Genomic DNA, 16,587 nt, shown 5'->3' on the forward strand with positions numbered 1-16,587 from the left:
GTCGTTCACGAGGTCGCGAAGATCTGCTTCTTCTGGCGCTCGATCGACGACAGCAGGCTGTCGACGTCCTTGGGGTTCTGGAGGAACTTCTGGAGTCCGGGCTGCATCACCGTCGAGGTGAAGTCCGGCCGGGAGTCGCGGTCCATGAACTGGGTCAGGGTCTTGGCGCCCGCGATCATGTCGAACGCCTTCTTCTGGAGCGCCGAGTACGCCGAGGTGTCGGCCTTGACGGAGGCGGCCACCACGCTCGGGTCGCCCTTGAGGTAGAGCTCCTCCGCGGCGGGACTGCCCATGTACTCCAGCAGTTTGACGACCCCGGAGTGGTTCTTGGGGGCCTTGCTGACCATGAGCCCGTCGGTGGGCGCCTCCACGGTGTCCTGGCCGTACGCGGAGCTGATCTCCGGGAAGGGGAAGAAGTCGAGGTCGTCCAGGTCGTCCTTGTTGGTGAACTGCTGGGCCACGAAGGTGCCGAGGAGGTACATGCCGGCCTTCTTGGCCACGAGCGTCTGGGCGGCGTCCTGCCAGGTGCGGCCCATGAAGCCGTCCTGGTGGTAGGGCAGGAGCTCGGCCCAGTGGTCGAAAGCGGCCTTGACCTTGGCGTCGGTCCAGGAGGCCTTGCCCGCCATGAGCTGGACGTGGAAGTCGTAGCCGTTGAGACGGAAGTTGATCTGGTCGAAGGTGCCCATCGCGGGCCAGGCGTCCTTGTCGCCGAAGGCGATGGGGACGAGCTTGTCCTTCTTCATCTGCTTGCACAGGGCGATGAGTTCGTCCCAGGTGGTGGGGACCTTGTAGCCGTGCTGCCGGAAGACGCTCTTGCGGTAGAAGACCGCCCACGGGTACGTCGTCATCGGGACGAAGTAGTACTTGCCGTCCTCGCCCTTGCTGAGCTTCTTCATCGCCTCGGGGAAGTTGTCCCCGATCTTCGCCCACACGTCGTCGATCGGCGAGGCGAGCTTCTTGGCCGCGAAGAACTGCATGCGGTACCCGGCGAACCAGTTGAACACGTCGTCAGGCGTGCCCTGAAGGTACGAGTTGATCTGCTCCTGGAAGGTGTTGTGGTCCTTCGTGTTGACGTCGACCGTGATGCCGGACTGCTTCTTGAAGTCCGCGTAGACGTCGGCGAAGGCCTTCTTCGGCACGGCGTCGGACGCGTTGGAGCCGACGGTGACCGTCTTGGGGTCCGACGCCGTGCCGCTGCCGCCACAGGCGCTCAGCAGGGGTACACCCGCGCCGAGGGCGACCGCGCCGCCGATTCCGCGGATCAGGGTGCGACGGCTGGGTGTCGGTGCGGACAGACCCGGGAGGGGAAGGTGCATGACGGCTCCTGAGGGCAGGGTTCGGTCGAGCCGGACGGCGGGGAGGCCGGAAATCGATCAGAAACCAACTCGAACGAACAACGTGGGCGTAATGACAGCCTCATGTCGGCATCGCGTCAAGACCTCGCACTCGCCTTGCCCGAAACGTGACCGACACGTCACGGACCACCGGCATTGGGGCCGACAGTCTCGATGGATGCCGGAAAAGAGGGGCGAGCACCACCGGGCGGGAGCCATCGGGCCCATCGCCTGCCCGGTTCGCGAGCCGGCGAACGGCGGGCGGTCCGACCGCATCAACAGTGTTGGCTTTTGCGACGTGGTTACCCAAAAGCAAACAGCAGTTGGTTGATTCTGTTTACAGGCAGCCCGCATCGACGTGCGGGTCATTCCCTATCAAATGCGACAGACTGATGGCGGGTCATGGGGCTGTGCACCCCGGTCGGGCGTTCGTCCGCCGCCCAGTCTCGCGCAACGTAATCGATTACGCTACGGTCCCCCGACATCGATCCGGCAAAGCCGTGGAACGGAAACAGGCGTGGCGGGAGGGGCGGTCACCGGGCCGCGACGGCGGCGACAGCGTCGGCCCGAACTCCGTGCCGACGCGATGTCAGACCGACGCGCGCGCCACGAAGGCGGCAGTGACCCGTACGGTCCTTCGGCGCGTCCGGCCGTCGATCTGCTCCAGAAGGAGTCCGGCCGCGACGCGGCCCACCTCGCGCGCCGGGTAGCGGATGGTCGTCAGACGCGGCCGGACGAGCGAGGCGAACTCGATGTCGTCGTGCCCCACCAGCGACACGTCGCCGGGGATGTCGAGCCCGAGGCGCTCGGCCGTGTCCATCGCGCCGACGGCCGTGATGTCGTTGCCGCACAGCACCGCTTCGGGCCGGAGCCGCGCCCGCATCAGCCGTTCGAAGCCCTCCGCCCCCGCCTCGCGCGTGTGCTCGCCGTGGACGATGTGCTCCCGGGCGATGCGCAGCCCCGCCTCGGCCGCGTGCTCCCGGACGCGTTCCAGGCGCGGATCACCGCCGGCGGCGTCCAGCGGCCCGGCGATCACACCGATGCGCCGCCGGCCGGTGGCCGCCACGTGCGCCAGCGCGGCACGGACCGCGTCGTCGGCGTCGGGAGTCACCAGATCGACGTCACCGAACGGGACGTCGGCGCTGACCACCGCCGGGACACCGGCGGCGCGCAGCACGTCGAAGGCGTCGGTGGCCAGCCGGAACGGCGTCATCACCACACCGGCGAACCTCTGCTGCACCGCTTCGCGCAGCAGCGCCTCCTCCTCGTCCCGCCGCGCTCCCGTACTGCTCACGAGCACGTGATAGCCCCCGCCGCGCAGCTCGTCCTGGATCGAGCGGGCGAGCAGCGCGTAGAAGGGGTTCGCGATGTCCGGTACGACGAGGGCGACCATCGTGGACTTGCCCGTACGAAGGCTCCGGGCAACGGGGTTGAGGGTGAAGCCGAGCCGCTCGATGGCCGATTCGACCGCTTTGCGCGTTTCCTCCGTGACCGGCCGTTTTCCGCTCAGCACATACGAGACGGTGGCGGACGAGACTCCCGCGGCCCGCGCCACGTCACTCATCGTCACCCGCTGCCGCATCCGCGTCCGCCCCTTCTCCGACGGCAACCCTACCGGCGCCCGCCGGTCGGCGAGTTCCGTCCGGTCACGGCCCGTCCCGCGTCCTCGCAGGTCCGCACCCCCACCGCGCCGGACGCCCGCCGCCTCCGCGCCCCGGCACGCACGTCGCGACCCCCGCGGCGCGGGCCTCACCGGCGAGCCACCCCCGCCCCGGGGGGGCCGCTCGAATGCTTCGCGATGACCCCAATACGGTCAATCGTCAACGAAACGCGCATAGTCACCCGATGGCGGAGGTCTGTGATCCCCGGGGGCCTCGCCTCCCGGCTCTTGGCCAAAGGTGACCATACTGGGAGGGCACACCACACCCCACCAGCAAAGTGACTCATGTCGAAGTCCTCCACAGAGCGTCTCACCGCCCCGGAAACGGTCTGGCTGGCCGCCGGGCGCCATACAGGCCCCGCGCCGCAGACGGCTCTCCGGGAGCACCTGCGCGAACTGAAGAACAGGGAAAGGATCCAGGACTTCCTGGAGAAGGAGAACGACACGACGCCGGACGGGCACGTCTTCGAGGCGCGCTGGTTCGTCGACGAGGACGTGACCGTGCGGGCGCGGCTCACCACCGACGGACGGGCGCAGGTGGACGGCGAGCGGCGCTGGACACTCGCGGCCGAGGCGGAGCGGCCCTGGGATCCCGGGTGGCCCTCCCCCGCCGCACTGCTCTGGCCCGAGCGGAGCGACCTCTCCTGGGACCGTGACGCCGCGGCCGGACTGCTGTTCCAGGACATCAACCCGCTGCCGAAGGACGACGCGGCGCTGCGGCGCCTGCTCAAGGACATCGCCCGGCACAGCTGGAGCGTCAACGTCGTCGTGCACGAGGCCATGACCCCCGACGCCGAGGGCCGCCTCCCGCTGATCCGGCTGCTGCCGCCGGCACTGCGGCATCGCGTGGTGGAACACCGGGCCACGCCCGAGCAGTTCCACGCCGTCAACTGGGCGCTCGGCGACCTGGGGACGTCCGTACCGCGTGGCGGCGCCGTCATCCTGTCCGGCACGCCCGCGCGGACCGGGTTCGACGAGCAGGCGTTCAGGGTGCGCAGCGTCTTCCTCGACGGCTCCGAACCGACGGAACTCCTCGACAAAATCGTGCAGTTCGCGGCGCTTCCCTGGCCGCTGCCGGACGACGCGGCGGCGGCCTTCACGGCGCTGCGCGAGGAGTGGAGTCTGCTGACCCTCGAAGAGGAACTCGTCCACGCACGCGCTCTGGTGGCCTCGTACTCCGAAGCCCTCGACGCGATGACGAAGTCGCGCGACCTGTACCGCGAGGCGACCGAGCTCGCGCACGCGGCGCTCTCGGAGATGGCCGAGTACCGCGAGGCGGCGTCCGCCGCGCGGTCTTCCGCCGCCGGGCAGGACAAGCACCCGCTGGCGAAGACGCTTCAGCGCGTCACGGACTCGCTGCTGCCCCGGAGGGCGCAACGCGTCGACGCCCACCTCCAGGAGGCACGGGCGAGCGAGCGGCGGGCCCGCGAGGCTTCCGAGTAACCTCGGGCGCGGGGGTACGGCGGGTCCGCCGCTCCCCCGCGCCCGTCACCGTTCACGCCCCGCGCTCCACGCCTGTCACCGTTCACGCCCGGCGCTCGTCGCGTCGGCCCCGGCCCCCGCACTGCCGGGGCAGGCCACGCGCTACCGGGGCGGGCCGACACACTGCTGGGGCAGGCCCACGCGTTGCCGGGGCAGGCGGCTCGTAGGCGTCGGACGGGTCGCTCATGTCGGCGAGGCCGCCCTTGTCCCCACGAGCGCGCCCCTGACGCGGGTTCCGTCAGGCGCCGCGCCAGATGTTGGCGAAGGCCGCGTTCTCGATGGCCCGGCGCTGGCGGACGGCTTCCAGTTCCATCACCGCGTCGTGCACGGCGACCAGGACGGTGGTCACCGCCTCGTCCTCGACCGACGAGGTGTCGTCGCTCTCCTCTGCGGGGATTCCGACCACGTCGGCGAGCGCGGCGAGGACGGGTTCGTCGGCCGCCCATCGATGCATCGCCCGGCTGCGGGCCGGTGAGTCCACCAGCTCCATGCGGTCGGGGCCGAAGGGCAGTCGGCCCCGCCGTTGCCGGGTGAGCTGGCCCGCCTGTTCGAGGTCGGTCTGATAGGCCTTGGCCAGATCGCGTCCCCTGCGCCAAAGCCAGTCCTCGACCCTCTCGTACGGGACCTGCCGCACGAGCGAGGACGCCGCCTCGCCCAGAAGACGGTCGTCCGTCGCGGGCTGCCTCGCCGGTGTCATCCGGTCACCGTCCAGCGTGATGACCTCGCCGGCGAGAAGATCGATCACCTCGGCTCCGGCGAGAGCGAGCGACAGGTCGCCCTGCCCCACAGAACGTTCCGGCTCCTTGTCCATCGTGATGATGAACAGGTCCCTGGCCGTGGTCACGAACGGCTCCCTTCGGAGAACTTCGCCCGGCGCGACCCTCACGCATCGGATCCAGCGTGTCCACCGCGCCACCCCCCGCGGGCGATCCGTCGTCCGCGAAGGAAGGGCACGTCACGATCGTGATCGTAACTCCCGGCACACCGGTGCGTCAGTGAGCCGCGGGCTCCGCCCGCGGGTTGACGACGTGCCGCGGCCTGATGATCTTCGTGATCGCGTCCGGGCGCGTGGCCGGGGAGACGTGGCCGGTCCGGCGGACGTGGGTGCGTCCGCCGGACCGGTCGTCCTCGGCCTGCTGTGCGGTCAGCCCTGGCGGGCCTTCAGACGCGGGTTCTTCTTGTTCACGACGAAGACCACACCACGCCTGCGGACCACCTGGGCCCCGGGCTTGGACTTCAGTGAGCGCAGTGACGCACGTACCTTCATGGTTCTGTCCTCCTTCTGCCGAACTCGGCGCGCTCCGGCGGTCAGTGCCGGTTCGACGCCGTACGGCCGTAGCGGCGCTCGAAGCGCTCCACCCGGCCGGCGGTGTCCAGGACCCGAGAGGTCCCGGTGTAGAACGGGTGGCTCGCCGACGAGATCTCCACGTCGACGACCGGATGGACGGCGCCGTCCTCCCATTCGATCGTCCGGGCGGAGTCGGCGGTGGATCGCGTCAGGAACGCGACACCGGCGGCACGGTCCCGGAAGACGACCGGACGGGATTCGGGGTGGATGTGGGGCCTCATGCGGTTCCCTCCTCGGTTACGGCAGGTTCGCCCGCGGAGACGACGGGTGCGTCCGCGGATGCGACGGGTGCGTCCGCCGGGTACGCCCGGCGTGCGGTCAGCGTTCCTCCCGGAACGCGACGTGCCGGCCCGCCTGCGGGTCGTACTTGCGCAGGACCAACCGGTCGGGGTCGTTCCCGCGGTTCTTGCGCGTCACATACGTGGCGCCGGTCCCGGCCGTCGACCTCAGCGTGACGACGGGGCGCGCGGTGCTGCGTGCCATGAGGTCCTCCTTCGCCCACCATGCACGGGCCTTGACTCGCGCATGCCAATCAGTTACGTGAGCTGTAACAGCGCACCTGGCGCCCGCATTCCCGGACCCCGGACGTGGCGTGCGACACGGCGTGGCGTGGGCGGGACGGCTACACCTCGCGCACGGCGCCGGCGACGACCGAGCTCACCATCCGCCGGACGGCTTCGTGATCGGGCGGCGCGCTCTCCCGGTCCGCGAACAGCATGTGCCCGGCCCCGACCAGGGTGAGCGCCAACGTGTCGACGTCCGCGTCCGGCTCAAGGCGCCCCAGCTCCCGCTCGGAGCGCAGATAGGAACCGATCACGGCCGCCGCCTCGGTCAGCAGCGGAAGACCGACCGGGGTCGTGGCCCGCAGCCGGGCGCGCAGCGCGTCCCGGGCGACGACGAGGCCGAGGATTCCCAGGGCGAGGGGCCCGAACACCTCGCCCAGCGCGGCCGTGAGGATGCCGACGACGGTGCCGGTCCCGGCGGACGCGCGCAGGGCGGCGCCCTGAACGTCCAGCCGCGCGATCCGGTCCCGTACGAGCTCGGCCAGGAAGGCGTCGAAGTCGGCGAAGTGCCGGTGCAGGACTCCCTTGGCGCACCCCGCCTCGACGGTGACCGCCCTGCTGGTCAGCGCGTTCGGCCCGTCCCGCAGCAGGACGCGTTCGGCGGCGGCGAAGAGCTGCTCGCGGGCGTCGCGCAGGGCCACCCCAGTCGGCATACGTCCATCCGCCTTTCGTACGGGCCCCGCTCACCGGTCACCGGTCTCCCCGTGAATCCTGCCACCAGGGACAAAGGGCCACGCGCCCGCCCGGCGCCTCCCCGGGAACGCGTACTCGTTGACGAGTGGGCGCACGCCCACTCATAGTGGGCGCACGCCCACTCATAGTGGGCGCACGCCCACTCATAGTGGGCGCATGCCCACTATGCCGTCAGGGGGATCACGTCCCCCAGCGATCGAACCTCATGAGTACCGGCGGGCGGCGGAGTCGTTCGGCTCCGACGCGGAACGCTACGACCGGACACGGCCGCGTTATCCGGAAGGCCTCGTGGAGCGGATCGTCTCCGGCAGCCCCGGCCCCCGCGTCCTGGACGTCGGGTGCGGCACCGGGATCGCCGCCCGGCAGTTCCTGGCCGCCGGCTGCACCGTCCTCGGCGTCGATCCCGACGCGCGGATGGCGGAGACGGCCCGGCGCCTCGGCACGGAGGTCGAGGTGGCGACCGTCGAGGCCTGGGACCCGGCCGGGCGCGCGTTCGACACGGTCGTCGCCGCCCAGTCCTGGCACTGGGTCGATCCGGTCGCGGGCGCCGCCGTGGCGAGGCGGGCGCTGCGGCCACGCGGGCGGTTCGCCGCCTTCTGGAACGTGTTCCAGCTGCCGGCCGAGGTGGCGCGGGCCTCTGCGGTGGCCCTGCGGAGGGCGATACCCGACTCGCCGTTCGACTTCGAGGCGATGACACGACCGGCGGCGGACGTGTACCGGCCGATGCTCGACAAGGTGGCCGACGGACTCCGCGCGGTGGGCGGCTTCGACGAACCGGCGGAGTGGAGCCTCACCTGGGAGTGGTCCTACACCCGGGAGGCGTGGCTGGACATGATGCCGACCCAGGGAGCCCTGACCCGCCTCCCCGCGGAGGCCCTGGCCCCCGTGCTCGACGAGGTGGGCGCCGCCATCGACAGCCTGGGAGGCGGCTTCACGATGCCCTACACGACGGTGGCGGTCACCGCGCTGCGGGCCGCGTCGCCGTGAGCGTCCCCGTTCCACAGGTCCAGGCCGGGTCCGGTCCATAGGTCAGGGCCCTGTGGGCGCCGCCGGTCGCCGCCCACAGGGCCCTGACCGGCACGGCACCGCTCCGGCAGCCTATGGACGGCGCCGAAGGAGCGCCCCCTCTGCCGCCCCCTGGTCACCGCGCCCCCTGGTCACCGCACCCCCGGCCCGTAGCTGCCGCCGCCGGTCACGGATGCGGCCCGCGGCGGCTGCGACAGCGCGCCGGTGAGGGTCAGGAGGGCTTCGTCGCGGTGACGGCGGTGACGGTCACCTTGTTGTCGCACTCGGCCAGCACACCGTCTTCGAGGGCGAGTTGGTGCGCTCCTCCGGAGGGCAGACCCACCACCAGGGTCGGGTAGGTGACCGGAGTGGTCCCGGACACGCAGTAGCCGTCGGCCTCGCCCTGGACCTGGACGAACGTCATCTTGACCCATGCCTTCGCGGCGGGTGCGAGCGTCACCTTGGACGAGGTGCCCGTCCGGGTCACGGTCAGCGGGTGGTTCTTCTCAGGAGAGCCGTTCGCCGCCCCCGCCACGGTCGGATACCCCTGAAGTGCGCACGTCGCTCCGGACATGTTGGTGAACTCGACGATCGCCGCGCCGGTTCCGGTGCCCTGAGGCCGTACGTCCGCCTGGTACATGAACGCCTTCAAGGACTCCGCCGCACACGTCTTGGTCTTCGTCGCCGGTTTCGCGGTGGCGGTGGCCGGGACCGAAGCCGGGACCTCGGCCGTGGAGTCGCCCGCGGGTTCGGCCGAGGCTCCCGTCCCGCCGGACGGCGCGGCGGGCGTCGGGGAGCTGGAGGACGTGGCCGTCGGCTTCTTGCCCGTGCCCGACGGCGAGGCGGCGCTGTCCGGGCCCGGCTGACACGCGGTCATGAGAAGTGCGGCCGCCGACATGGTCGCCATGGCCAGCGCGGCCCCGCGGACACGCGGTCCGAAGTGCGTTCCGTACAGCATGAAGTCCCCCGATTGCGATGTTCAGGTGCCGGACGTTCACCGGCACTCGTCGTTGTAGATCGCCGGACGGCTCCCGTGGTTCACGCGCGCACAGGCCTGTGACAGGACGGTGACGCGGCGGGTACCGACCACCGGGGGCCGCTCGTCCGGACCGGACTTCCCGTCGTTTCCCAAGGTCAGCGACAGGCGCCGCGCGGTGGTCGCCGTCGAGGTGAACTCCCGGCGGTCGGCCACGGCCCGCGTGCTCCCGGTCGCGGTCCTGATGAGGTCCAGCCGGACCGTCAAAGCCGCACCGGTGACGGGGCGGACCTCACGAAGCCGTACCGTCGAACGTGAACTTGAACGCGACCACGCCGTCGATGGTGCTCCCCCGGGCGGTGAGTGACGCCCCGGAGCTGTCGAGGCGGCCCGCGGACGTCGTGCCCGCGGCCAGTGCGTGCGGGAAGCCGCCGGGCATCTGGCCGAGGTCGGAGCGGCAGGCGACGAGCAGACCCGGCCAGTTGAGCAGGTTCAGGACGACGGCTTCCCGCGCGTGCGGATCCGTGAGCCGCGCGTCCAGCTCGCCGCCGGACCAGTCGATGTTCCAGTAGGTCAGCAGGAGGTTCGGATCCCGGTAGTTGCCCGCCAGATCCCGGCTCGAGACGGTGCTGACCGACGACGACCGGAAGGACACCGCGCCTGCCTGGGAGGCGTAGCCCGCCGCGAACACCATCGAGAAGGGGTTGCTCTCGGTCTGGTCGCCGCCGGACTCGGGCCGCCCCAGGTCGAGGGTGCTGTTCATGGAGTAGGTCTGACTGTCCGCCAGGCGCCGTGACCCGTCGGTGGAGCGGGTGGGGCCTGATCCGAGGGCGGAGAGATGTGCGCACCGGCTCAGGCGGCGAGCGCGTGGGTGATCTTGGCTCGGGCGACGGAGTTGCTCAACCAGGCGTAGAGGGTGCCTGCTTGCCGCGGATGCTGCCGTGCTCACCGCCCCGGCGCCGGAACCTGCCTCGCCTGGCAGCCGCAGCCGATGGGGCGCGGTTGCACCCCACGCAGGCCGCTCGGGCGGAGTCGGAAACCGGCCATATTTTGCCGGACGGGAGCAAACCGTGCTCCACCTCCCGGGTACAGGAAGCACACGGAAAATCCATGCGCCGCCGGGCCACCAGGGCGCCCGACCACAGACTGTCGGGCGGCAGGAGGTTTCACGCCAGCGCCCTCGTGGGCGTATCGAATCTCTGTACGGATCCAGGTATGTCTGCATAAGGTGGCGCCGCGCATGACGCGGAACCTGACCAGTTCCGCGTTCGCGCACGTCATTCAGCGACCGGGGGAACACCGTCGCTCACGGGGAGAGGTCGCGTCGCCATGCCGTCATACCGGCTCGGCACGCGTAGCGATGCGGTTGGTCCGGCGTGCTCCTGAGCACTCCTCAGAAGCAGCTCGCCATGCTCCGCTGTTCGGCCGTTCCTCGGGCTCGTCCCCCCAGTGAACGCGAAAGGGATGCCTTCTTGCACCCCAGACCATGGTTCCGGCTGCCCGCAGCACGAAGATCGCGAAAGCGCACCTCCGCCGTCACCTCGGCAGCCGCGCTGGCCGTTCTGGCCGCTCTCGCGGTACAGCCCGGCTCGATCAAGCCCAACAGCAAGCCGGTGGCCGACTCCTACCCCTGGTACGACGACACCACTGCCGAGCAACTGCGCCAGGACCAGTGCCTGATGGCCGACGTACTGCGCCTCGGCGGCCCGTCGATGGCCGCGACCGCGCAGGACGGCCTCAACCAGACGCCGGACAAGCTCCACGTCCTGGCCGACCGCAAGAACTGGGAACGGACACCGCTCGCCGTCGCGTACAACAACGACCGCGACGCGGCGGGCAAGGAGATGGACGCCCTTTCCGCTCAGCGCGACGGGTGGAAGAAGCCTCTGGACGGTCTTTCAACCCCCGGCGGATTCACCGACACCGACTTCCACCAGCCGCCCGACGGCGACAAGAGCTTCTACTCCCAGACCGGCCTGTCCGCCTGGGTCGCCGACCGGTTCTGGAAGACCGACTCCGACTTCTACGACGACGCCACCCCGAAAGCCGACGACAAGACCCTCAAGGCCGTCGACCAAGTGGGCAACCCCCTCTACGGGAAGGACCCCGACCCCACCGGGACGACGCAGGCGGAGTGGAATCGCGCGCTCGCCGAGCGCAGCGCCTTCCAGTGGATGCACGGAGGCCCCGCATCGAACGCCGGCGCGGACGACGCCCGTCTCTTCCTGTCCTCCGGTGGCTTCCCGCACAGCGCGCCGCAGCGGGGCACGCCGGAGTACCGCATCGCCGTCGAGGACGTGAAGTCCCGCTTCGCCGCGTGTGGCTGGCGGGATCCGATCGACCCGGACGGCGTGCTGGGCGACATCACCTCCGCGGCGGCCGGAGAGTGGCAGCAGGAGGTCACGTCGCAGGCCGCTCAGCGCAACCAGATCCTGGACGCGGACAAGGACGCGGTCAACGCCCTTTCCAAGGGCGCGAAGGCTCTGAGCGACATGCTGGGCCAGTCCTGGACCGCCGACCGTCTCACCCGGTGGCAGGACTACTGGATGCCGGGCGGTCTGGGCTGGGTGGGCGACAGCCCCACCGTCATCGAGGTGCACGCCGCGAAGGACAAGTGCCTCGACGTCCAGGGCGGCAAGAAGGACAACGGCACGCCGGTCCAAGTGTACACCTGCAACGGCTCCGCGGCGCAGAAGTGGGTGCTGTTGGGCAGTGAGGACAAGCTGCACCTGCAGAACGTCAACTCGCTCAAGTGCCTGGACGTGGCCGGCAACGACACGGCGAACGGGACGAAGATCCAGATCTCGTCGTGCAAGGAGTCCACGTCGCAGACCTGGGAGTCCGAACTGCGCGGCGCCACCAGCCTGAAGAGTGTCGGTACGGGCAAGTGCCTTGACCTGCACACCTTCGACAACGGCAACGACGCCAAGCTCTACACCTGCAACGACAGCGCCGCGCAGCAGTTCGACATCAAGCCGTCCGGCCACAACGGCACCGGGCAGCTGGACTACCCGGACAAGGCGCAGTTCACCAAGGCGAAGGCCGGCATCACCGCCGCGCAGGCCGGCGCGAAGAAGCAGCTCGCCGTTCTGAAGACGCAGCTGGCCGCCGCGCAGAAGGCTTCGACCACCTCGGACACGGCCGTCCAGGCCGCCTATGGCATCGCCGACACCAGCGGCGCGCCGCGTGGCCGTGGTCTGCTGGTCGGGCAGCAGAAGGACCAGGTCACCAAGGGTGCCGCCGCCGCGCTCGCGGCGCTGGAGAAGGCCGGTGAGACCGCAGAGGCGGCCACCCGTGCCTCCGCCGGCGACAGCGCGACCCTCGCGCAGCGGGCGCTGGCGCAGGCCGCTCAGTCGAAGGCGGAGTTCCGCAAGAAGGCCGCCGAGACGGCCGAGTTGCAGGCCAAGGCCGCGGCCGACGCCGCGAAGGCGCACCGGGACAACGCCAAGCAGGACAAGGAGACCGCGGAGGCCAAGCTCACCGACGCGCTGAAGGCCGAGGGCGACGCCAAGGCGGCCGCCGCCGACGCGCACGCCAAGCGGCTTGCGGCGGAGGCCGAGGAGAAGACGGCCAAGGCGGAGAAGGAGACGGCCGCCGTCAAGCGGGCCGAGGCCGCCAAGCACAGAAAGAGCGCCGAGTCCGAGGCGACGAAGGCCAAGGACGCCAAGGACAAGGCGGAGACCGCGGAGAAGACCGCCGAGGACCGGCGCGACGACGCGGTCAAGGCGAAGGACCACGCCAAGTCCCTGCGCGACGACGCCTGGGACGCCGAGCAGAAGGCCGACGCCGCCCGCGCCAAGGCCGACGCCAAGGACGCCTACGCCGACTCCCTGGACTCCGGCGACGCGGCGACCGCGGCCCGCGCCGCTGCGAACGACGCGGACCAGGCGGCCGACGACGCCGAAACCGCCGCGGGCAAAGCCCGCTCCGAGGCGGATGCCGCCACCAAGGCGGCAGCCGACGCGGACGCAGCGGCCACCCGCGCCGAGGCCGCCGCCAAACGCGCCCGCTCCGACGCCGACGCCGCCCAGGCCGACAAGCTGAAGGCCGACGCCGCCGTCAAGACCGCCACCAGCGCGGTCGCCGACGCCATCAAGGCCTCCCAGGACGCCTCCGCCGAGGCCAAGGCCGCGGTCAAACTCGCCGACGAAGCCGAACAGCACGCCAAGGACGCCAAGACCCAGGCCAACACAGCCAGCACGGAGGCGGCCAAGGCACTCGCGGCGTCTGCCAAAGCCGCCGGCTACGCCCACGTCACCGCCCAGGCCGCAGTCGACGCCGGCGCAGCCGCCAAACGGGTCGCCGACCCGGCCAACGACGCCATCCAGCTCGGCTCCGCCTACGTCGACACCGATTCCGCCGCAGGCCTCGTCGTCCTGACAGGCCAGGGCTCGAAGACGATCGCCCAGCAGCAGCAGGCGGTCGCCGAGGCGCACGCCACGAACGCCGCCGCCGAGGCCCAGGCCGCAAAGAACCTCACCGACCAGGCCAAGGGCGACACCAAGGAGGCCTACCAGCACGCGGCCAACGCCGCCGGATACGCGTCGGACGCCCGCACGTACGCGAAGGACGCCCTCGGCTACGCCGCAGGCGCTGCCAAGGCAGCCTCCGCAGCCGCGGCCTCGCTGGCCCGCACTGTCGACTACGACAACCAGGCCACCACGGACGCCGCAGCTGCCGACACGGCGGCCGGTAACGCCGAGGGCTACGCCAAGGACGCCCGCGACTCCGCCGACGCCGCCGAACTCGACGCCTCCGCCGCCCGCTCAGCGGCCGCCCAGGCCGAACAGGACGCCAAGGACGCCCGAGCAGCCGCCACCCGCGCCGACACGGCCGCCACTGAGGCCGAACAGGCGGCCAAGGACGCCGACAAGTACGCCAAGGAAGCGCAGGAGGCCGCCGATAGGGCCGAGAAGGCGGAGAAGGCGAAGCAGATCAACGACGGAACCGTTCCCGACGAGAACGGCCACTTGATCGGCAACGTGTTCTACGTCGTCGACCACATCGAGAAGACCGCCGATCCGGAGGTCATCAGCAAGACCGACGGCTGCGACGGCTGGATCGACAAGCTCTTCTACAAGGGTGACTGCACGATCACCTCGAAGCTCAAGTACAAAGAGGTCGTCGACCTGTATCTGTGCAGTGCCCAGGGCATCGACCCGCAGAAGCTCATGTGTCCGACCGAGGCCACGACGTATCTCGGCGAGGTGCGGACCAAGGAACTGTCCCAGAAGGTCACACACACCATCACGATGGCGGAGTTCCAGGCGAACATCGATCCGGTCGACATCCTCTTCGGCAGCTGGATCAAGTGCGCCCAGCTCATGCCCGGTGGTGAGAGAGGAAGCGTGGGCGGCTGCGCCTGGGCCGCCTTGGACGTCGCAAGCCTGTTCGCCGGCAAGATCATCAGACCCATCGCCGACGCCGTCAAAGCAGCCGACGCCGCTGCGAGGACCGGCATCGGATTCGCCGACGCGTGGAAAGCCCTGCGCGCTCTCCCCTTGACTGAAGAGGCCATCGAGGGCATCGGGGCGAAAATCCTCAACGAGGTCGTCGAATGGTGCACCAAGAAGAAGCCTCTCCGCGCGGCGGTCGCGAGCAGCAACAATTCCTGTGCGGGGATGATCTCTTACGGAAGTACCGATATTGCCCACATGGCATACGAGGCCAGAAAGGCAGCCGGAATCACCACTGGCCGAAATGTGGCGGTCGCCAGGGTTCCAGGGTGGAACAACCCTAAAACCGGTGACTTTGTCGTCGGCTTCAGTAAGGGGGGTGGTTACCACTCGGAGAACCACATCCTGGACCAGTTGGCGGCCAAGAATTTCAAGCCGACCCAGATTACGGAGCTGTACAGCGAACGAACCCCCTGTCCGGCGTGCGGACCCATGCTGGATGATGTGCTCACCCCGGGAACCCCAATAACCTGGTCCATCCCTGACGGACCAGGTTCCGGGGACCTCCTGTGGGAGATGATGAGGAGGTTCGAGGGGAAGGCATTCCTTCGATCCGCAGAACAGTCCGACGAAAAGTAGGAAAGTAGTTGGGTGTGGCGGTCGTCCTTGCGATGCCTGCCACACCCCGCTGAACAGAGAAGAAGGGTCATGTCCGAGTACGGTTTTGCTCACGCACCCAACACGGTTCTCGTTGTCCGGAACGAGCTGGCGAGACAGGTGGTTGGGGCGCTCCAGCGCGCCGGCCTGCCCGCCTTCCTCGAAGAAGAAGCCGGGACAACGGATCGGTCGGGCGCTGTAGTCCGTGTAGATCCCGACGCTGAAACGGCTTCGGCTTCTGTATCCGTAGGCTGGAGATGCGACCCGGGCATGGTCCGGGCGGCTGTGGACAGTCTTACCACCGGTGGCCCTGATGCGCCGGCCGTCCGTTACCCCGGAACGATCGGGCAGTACATGCAGAGTGCGCTGATCAAGATTCTGCTGTCGGCGGGCATCATCGCAACGTTGGAGAACGACGCTATGAACCCAGAACACGTCCTCGTGTTCGGAAGGATGTCCGACCTGCCAACTGCGTTGAGACCCACCTTCGTTCCACCGGGGACTTAGACCGACCGGCAAATGGTGAGGCCGCTCGTCGGCTGCGGGGCGACGTGAGACAGGCACGGACTCTGCGTGATCATGGAAGTTCTCTACGCTCAGTGATCACACGGAGGACCCGTGCCTGCGGTGCCATCGCCGCCGGGTCCCGGATCGCGTCGTGTTCGAGCATGTCGTTCTGGCTCTGGTCCACGGCTCGGGATACGAACGGATCGCGAGCCCGGGATGTTCGGACCGCACCATCCGGCGCCGGGTCAGACAGTGGGCCGAGCTGGGGATAGCGCAGAGAGTGCACGCTCTGGTCCTTGAGGCCTACGACCGCATGATCGGCCTGGGGCCGGCCGAGATCTCGGTCGACGGCTGCATCACCAAGGCCCCGTCCGGCGGCGAGAAAGCAGGCCGCTCACCGGTGGACCGGGGCAAGCAGGGACTGAAACGTTCGGTCGCCTCCGATGCCTGCGGCGTTCCGCTCGGCATCGTCTCCGGCGGAGCCAACCGACACGATTCGCCCCTGCTCGCGCCGACCCTGGAGGCGGCCCGTACCCAGATCGGTGCGATGCCCGAGGCTACGACAGCACCAAGTTCCGTGCCCTGCTTGACGAGTTGGGCTTTACGGTCGAGATCGCCCGCAAGGGTGTCCCGGCGCCGATCCAGGCCGGCAAACGCTGGGTGGTCGAGCGTACGCACTCCTGGACGAACGCTTACAGCAAGCTGCGGCGCTGCACCGAAAAGAACGGAAATGCCGTGGACTTCTACCTTCACCTCGCCGCCGCACTCGTCACGCTCCGCATGCTCATACGACGCGCGACCAGCCACTACCGCTGGGACAGCCGACCCACCACTCGGCGCCTCAAGTGACCCATTTGCCGGTCACTCTAAGGGGTCCTAACAGAAGCTGTTGATCATGTGACTTTCGGCTTGGGTGGTCGTTGGTCCGGTCGTGGGAACACGTCAGTCGCGGCCGTGGATCGTGTC

General features: G+C 69.7%; 14 protein-coding genes and 1 pseudogene. 5 read left to right on the forward strand and 10 right to left on the reverse strand.

Annotated features, from left to right (window positions below; translation table 11 throughout):
* Nucleotides 1–5: 5 nt before the first annotated feature.
* Together ACF07B_RS39070 and ACF07B_RS39075 are read right to left on the reverse strand one after the other, a co-directional pair.
* On the reverse strand, nt 6–1,316 hold the full coding sequence (locus tag ACF07B_RS39070) for an ABC transporter substrate-binding protein (RefSeq protein WP_392182408.1): 1,311 nt from the start codon (nt 1,314–1,316) through the stop codon (nt 6–8).
* Between the two features lie 607 nt (nt 1,317–1,923).
* A complete protein-coding gene (locus tag ACF07B_RS39075) occupies nt 1,924–2,916 on the reverse strand; it encodes a LacI family DNA-binding transcriptional regulator (protein ID WP_392182409.1) in 993 nt (330 codons plus the stop codon).
* Nucleotides 2,917–3,279: 363 nt separating this feature from the next.
* Here ACF07B_RS39075 and ACF07B_RS39080 point away from each other — a divergent pair, with 363 nt between their 5' ends.
* The gene (locus tag ACF07B_RS39080; RefSeq protein WP_369483260.1) at nt 3,280–4,437 is read left to right on the forward strand and encodes a hypothetical protein; all 1,158 of its coding nucleotides are present in this window, start codon (nt 3,280–3,282) and stop codon (nt 4,435–4,437) included.
* Nucleotides 4,438–4,714: 277 nt separating this feature from the next.
* Here the strand turns inward: ACF07B_RS39080 and ACF07B_RS39085 are convergent, their stop codons facing one another.
* From ACF07B_RS39085 to ACF07B_RS39105, 5 genes are all read right to left on the reverse strand, one after another.
* Nucleotides 4,715–5,320: a GPP34 family phosphoprotein gene (locus tag ACF07B_RS39085; RefSeq protein WP_392182410.1), complete on the reverse strand. Its 606-nt coding sequence runs from the start codon at nt 5,318–5,320 to the stop codon at nt 4,715–4,717.
* 300 nt (nt 5,321–5,620) lie between these two features.
* Nucleotides 5,621–5,743, reverse strand: coding sequence for a type B 50S ribosomal protein L36 (gene ykgO, locus ACF07B_RS39090; RefSeq protein ID WP_326783839.1), 123 nt, complete (start codon nt 5,741–5,743; stop codon nt 5,621–5,623).
* 41 nt (nt 5,744–5,784) lie between these two features.
* Nucleotides 5,785–6,045, reverse strand: a complete 261-nt coding sequence (locus ACF07B_RS39095; RefSeq protein ID WP_369483263.1) for a type B 50S ribosomal protein L31 — start codon at nt 6,043–6,045, stop codon at nt 5,785–5,787.
* Nucleotides 6,046–6,142: 97 nt separating this feature from the next.
* Entirely contained in the window at nt 6,143–6,307 is a 165-nt protein-coding gene (gene rpmG / locus ACF07B_RS39100; RefSeq protein ID WP_164372232.1) for a 50S ribosomal protein L33, read from the reverse strand.
* 139 nt (nt 6,308–6,446) lie between these two features.
* Complete coding sequence (locus tag ACF07B_RS39105) at nt 6,447–7,040, reverse strand: TetR/AcrR family transcriptional regulator (protein WP_392182411.1); 594 nt, start codon at nt 7,038–7,040, stop codon at nt 6,447–6,449.
* A 196-nt stretch (nt 7,041–7,236) separates the two neighbouring features.
* Here ACF07B_RS39105 and ACF07B_RS39110 point away from each other — a divergent pair, with 196 nt between their 5' ends.
* A complete protein-coding gene (locus tag ACF07B_RS39110) occupies nt 7,237–8,067 on the forward strand; it encodes a class I SAM-dependent methyltransferase (RefSeq protein ID WP_392182412.1) in 831 nt (276 codons plus the stop codon).
* A gap of 250 nt (nt 8,068–8,317) precedes the next feature.
* Here the strand turns inward: ACF07B_RS39110 and ACF07B_RS39115 are convergent, their stop codons facing one another.
* Genes ACF07B_RS39115 through ACF07B_RS39125 form a run of 3 tightly spaced genes read right to left on the reverse strand, consistent with a single transcriptional unit; the run spans nt 8,318 to nt 9,824 of the window.
* The gene (locus tag ACF07B_RS39115) at nt 8,318–9,043 is read right to left on the reverse strand and encodes a DUF4232 domain-containing protein (protein ID WP_392182413.1); all 726 of its coding nucleotides are present in this window, start codon (nt 9,041–9,043) and stop codon (nt 8,318–8,320) included.
* Between the two features lie 36 nt (nt 9,044–9,079).
* The gene (locus ACF07B_RS39120; protein ID WP_392182414.1) at nt 9,080–9,328 is read right to left on the reverse strand and encodes a hypothetical protein; all 249 of its coding nucleotides are present in this window, start codon (nt 9,326–9,328) and stop codon (nt 9,080–9,082) included.
* 25 nt (nt 9,329–9,353) lie between these two features.
* A complete protein-coding gene (locus tag ACF07B_RS39125; protein ID WP_392182415.1) occupies nt 9,354–9,824 on the reverse strand; it encodes a hypothetical protein in 471 nt (156 codons plus the stop codon).
* 709 nt (nt 9,825–10,533) lie between these two features.
* On the opposite strand from ACF07B_RS39125, the gene ACF07B_RS39130 reads away from it, so the two are divergent.
* From ACF07B_RS39130 to ACF07B_RS39140, 3 genes and pseudogenes are all read left to right on the forward strand, one after another.
* Entirely contained in the window at nt 10,534–15,096 is a 4,563-nt protein-coding gene (locus ACF07B_RS39130; RefSeq protein ID WP_392182416.1) for a ricin-type beta-trefoil lectin domain protein, read from the forward strand.
* A 69-nt stretch (nt 15,097–15,165) separates the two neighbouring features.
* Nucleotides 15,166–15,621: a hypothetical protein gene (locus ACF07B_RS39135; protein ID WP_392182417.1), complete on the forward strand. Its 456-nt coding sequence runs from the start codon at nt 15,166–15,168 to the stop codon at nt 15,619–15,621.
* Between the two features lie 88 nt (nt 15,622–15,709).
* Nucleotides 15,710–16,470: pseudogene (locus tag ACF07B_RS39140) on the forward strand (IS5 family transposase); the annotation flags it as partial.
* Between the last annotated feature and the right edge of the window lie 117 nt (nt 16,471–16,587).

This window comes from Streptomyces sp. NPDC015532 (assembly GCF_043078065.1).
In the GTDB taxonomy this organism is placed as follows: domain Bacteria; phylum Actinomycetota; class Actinomycetes; order Streptomycetales; family Streptomycetaceae; genus Streptomyces.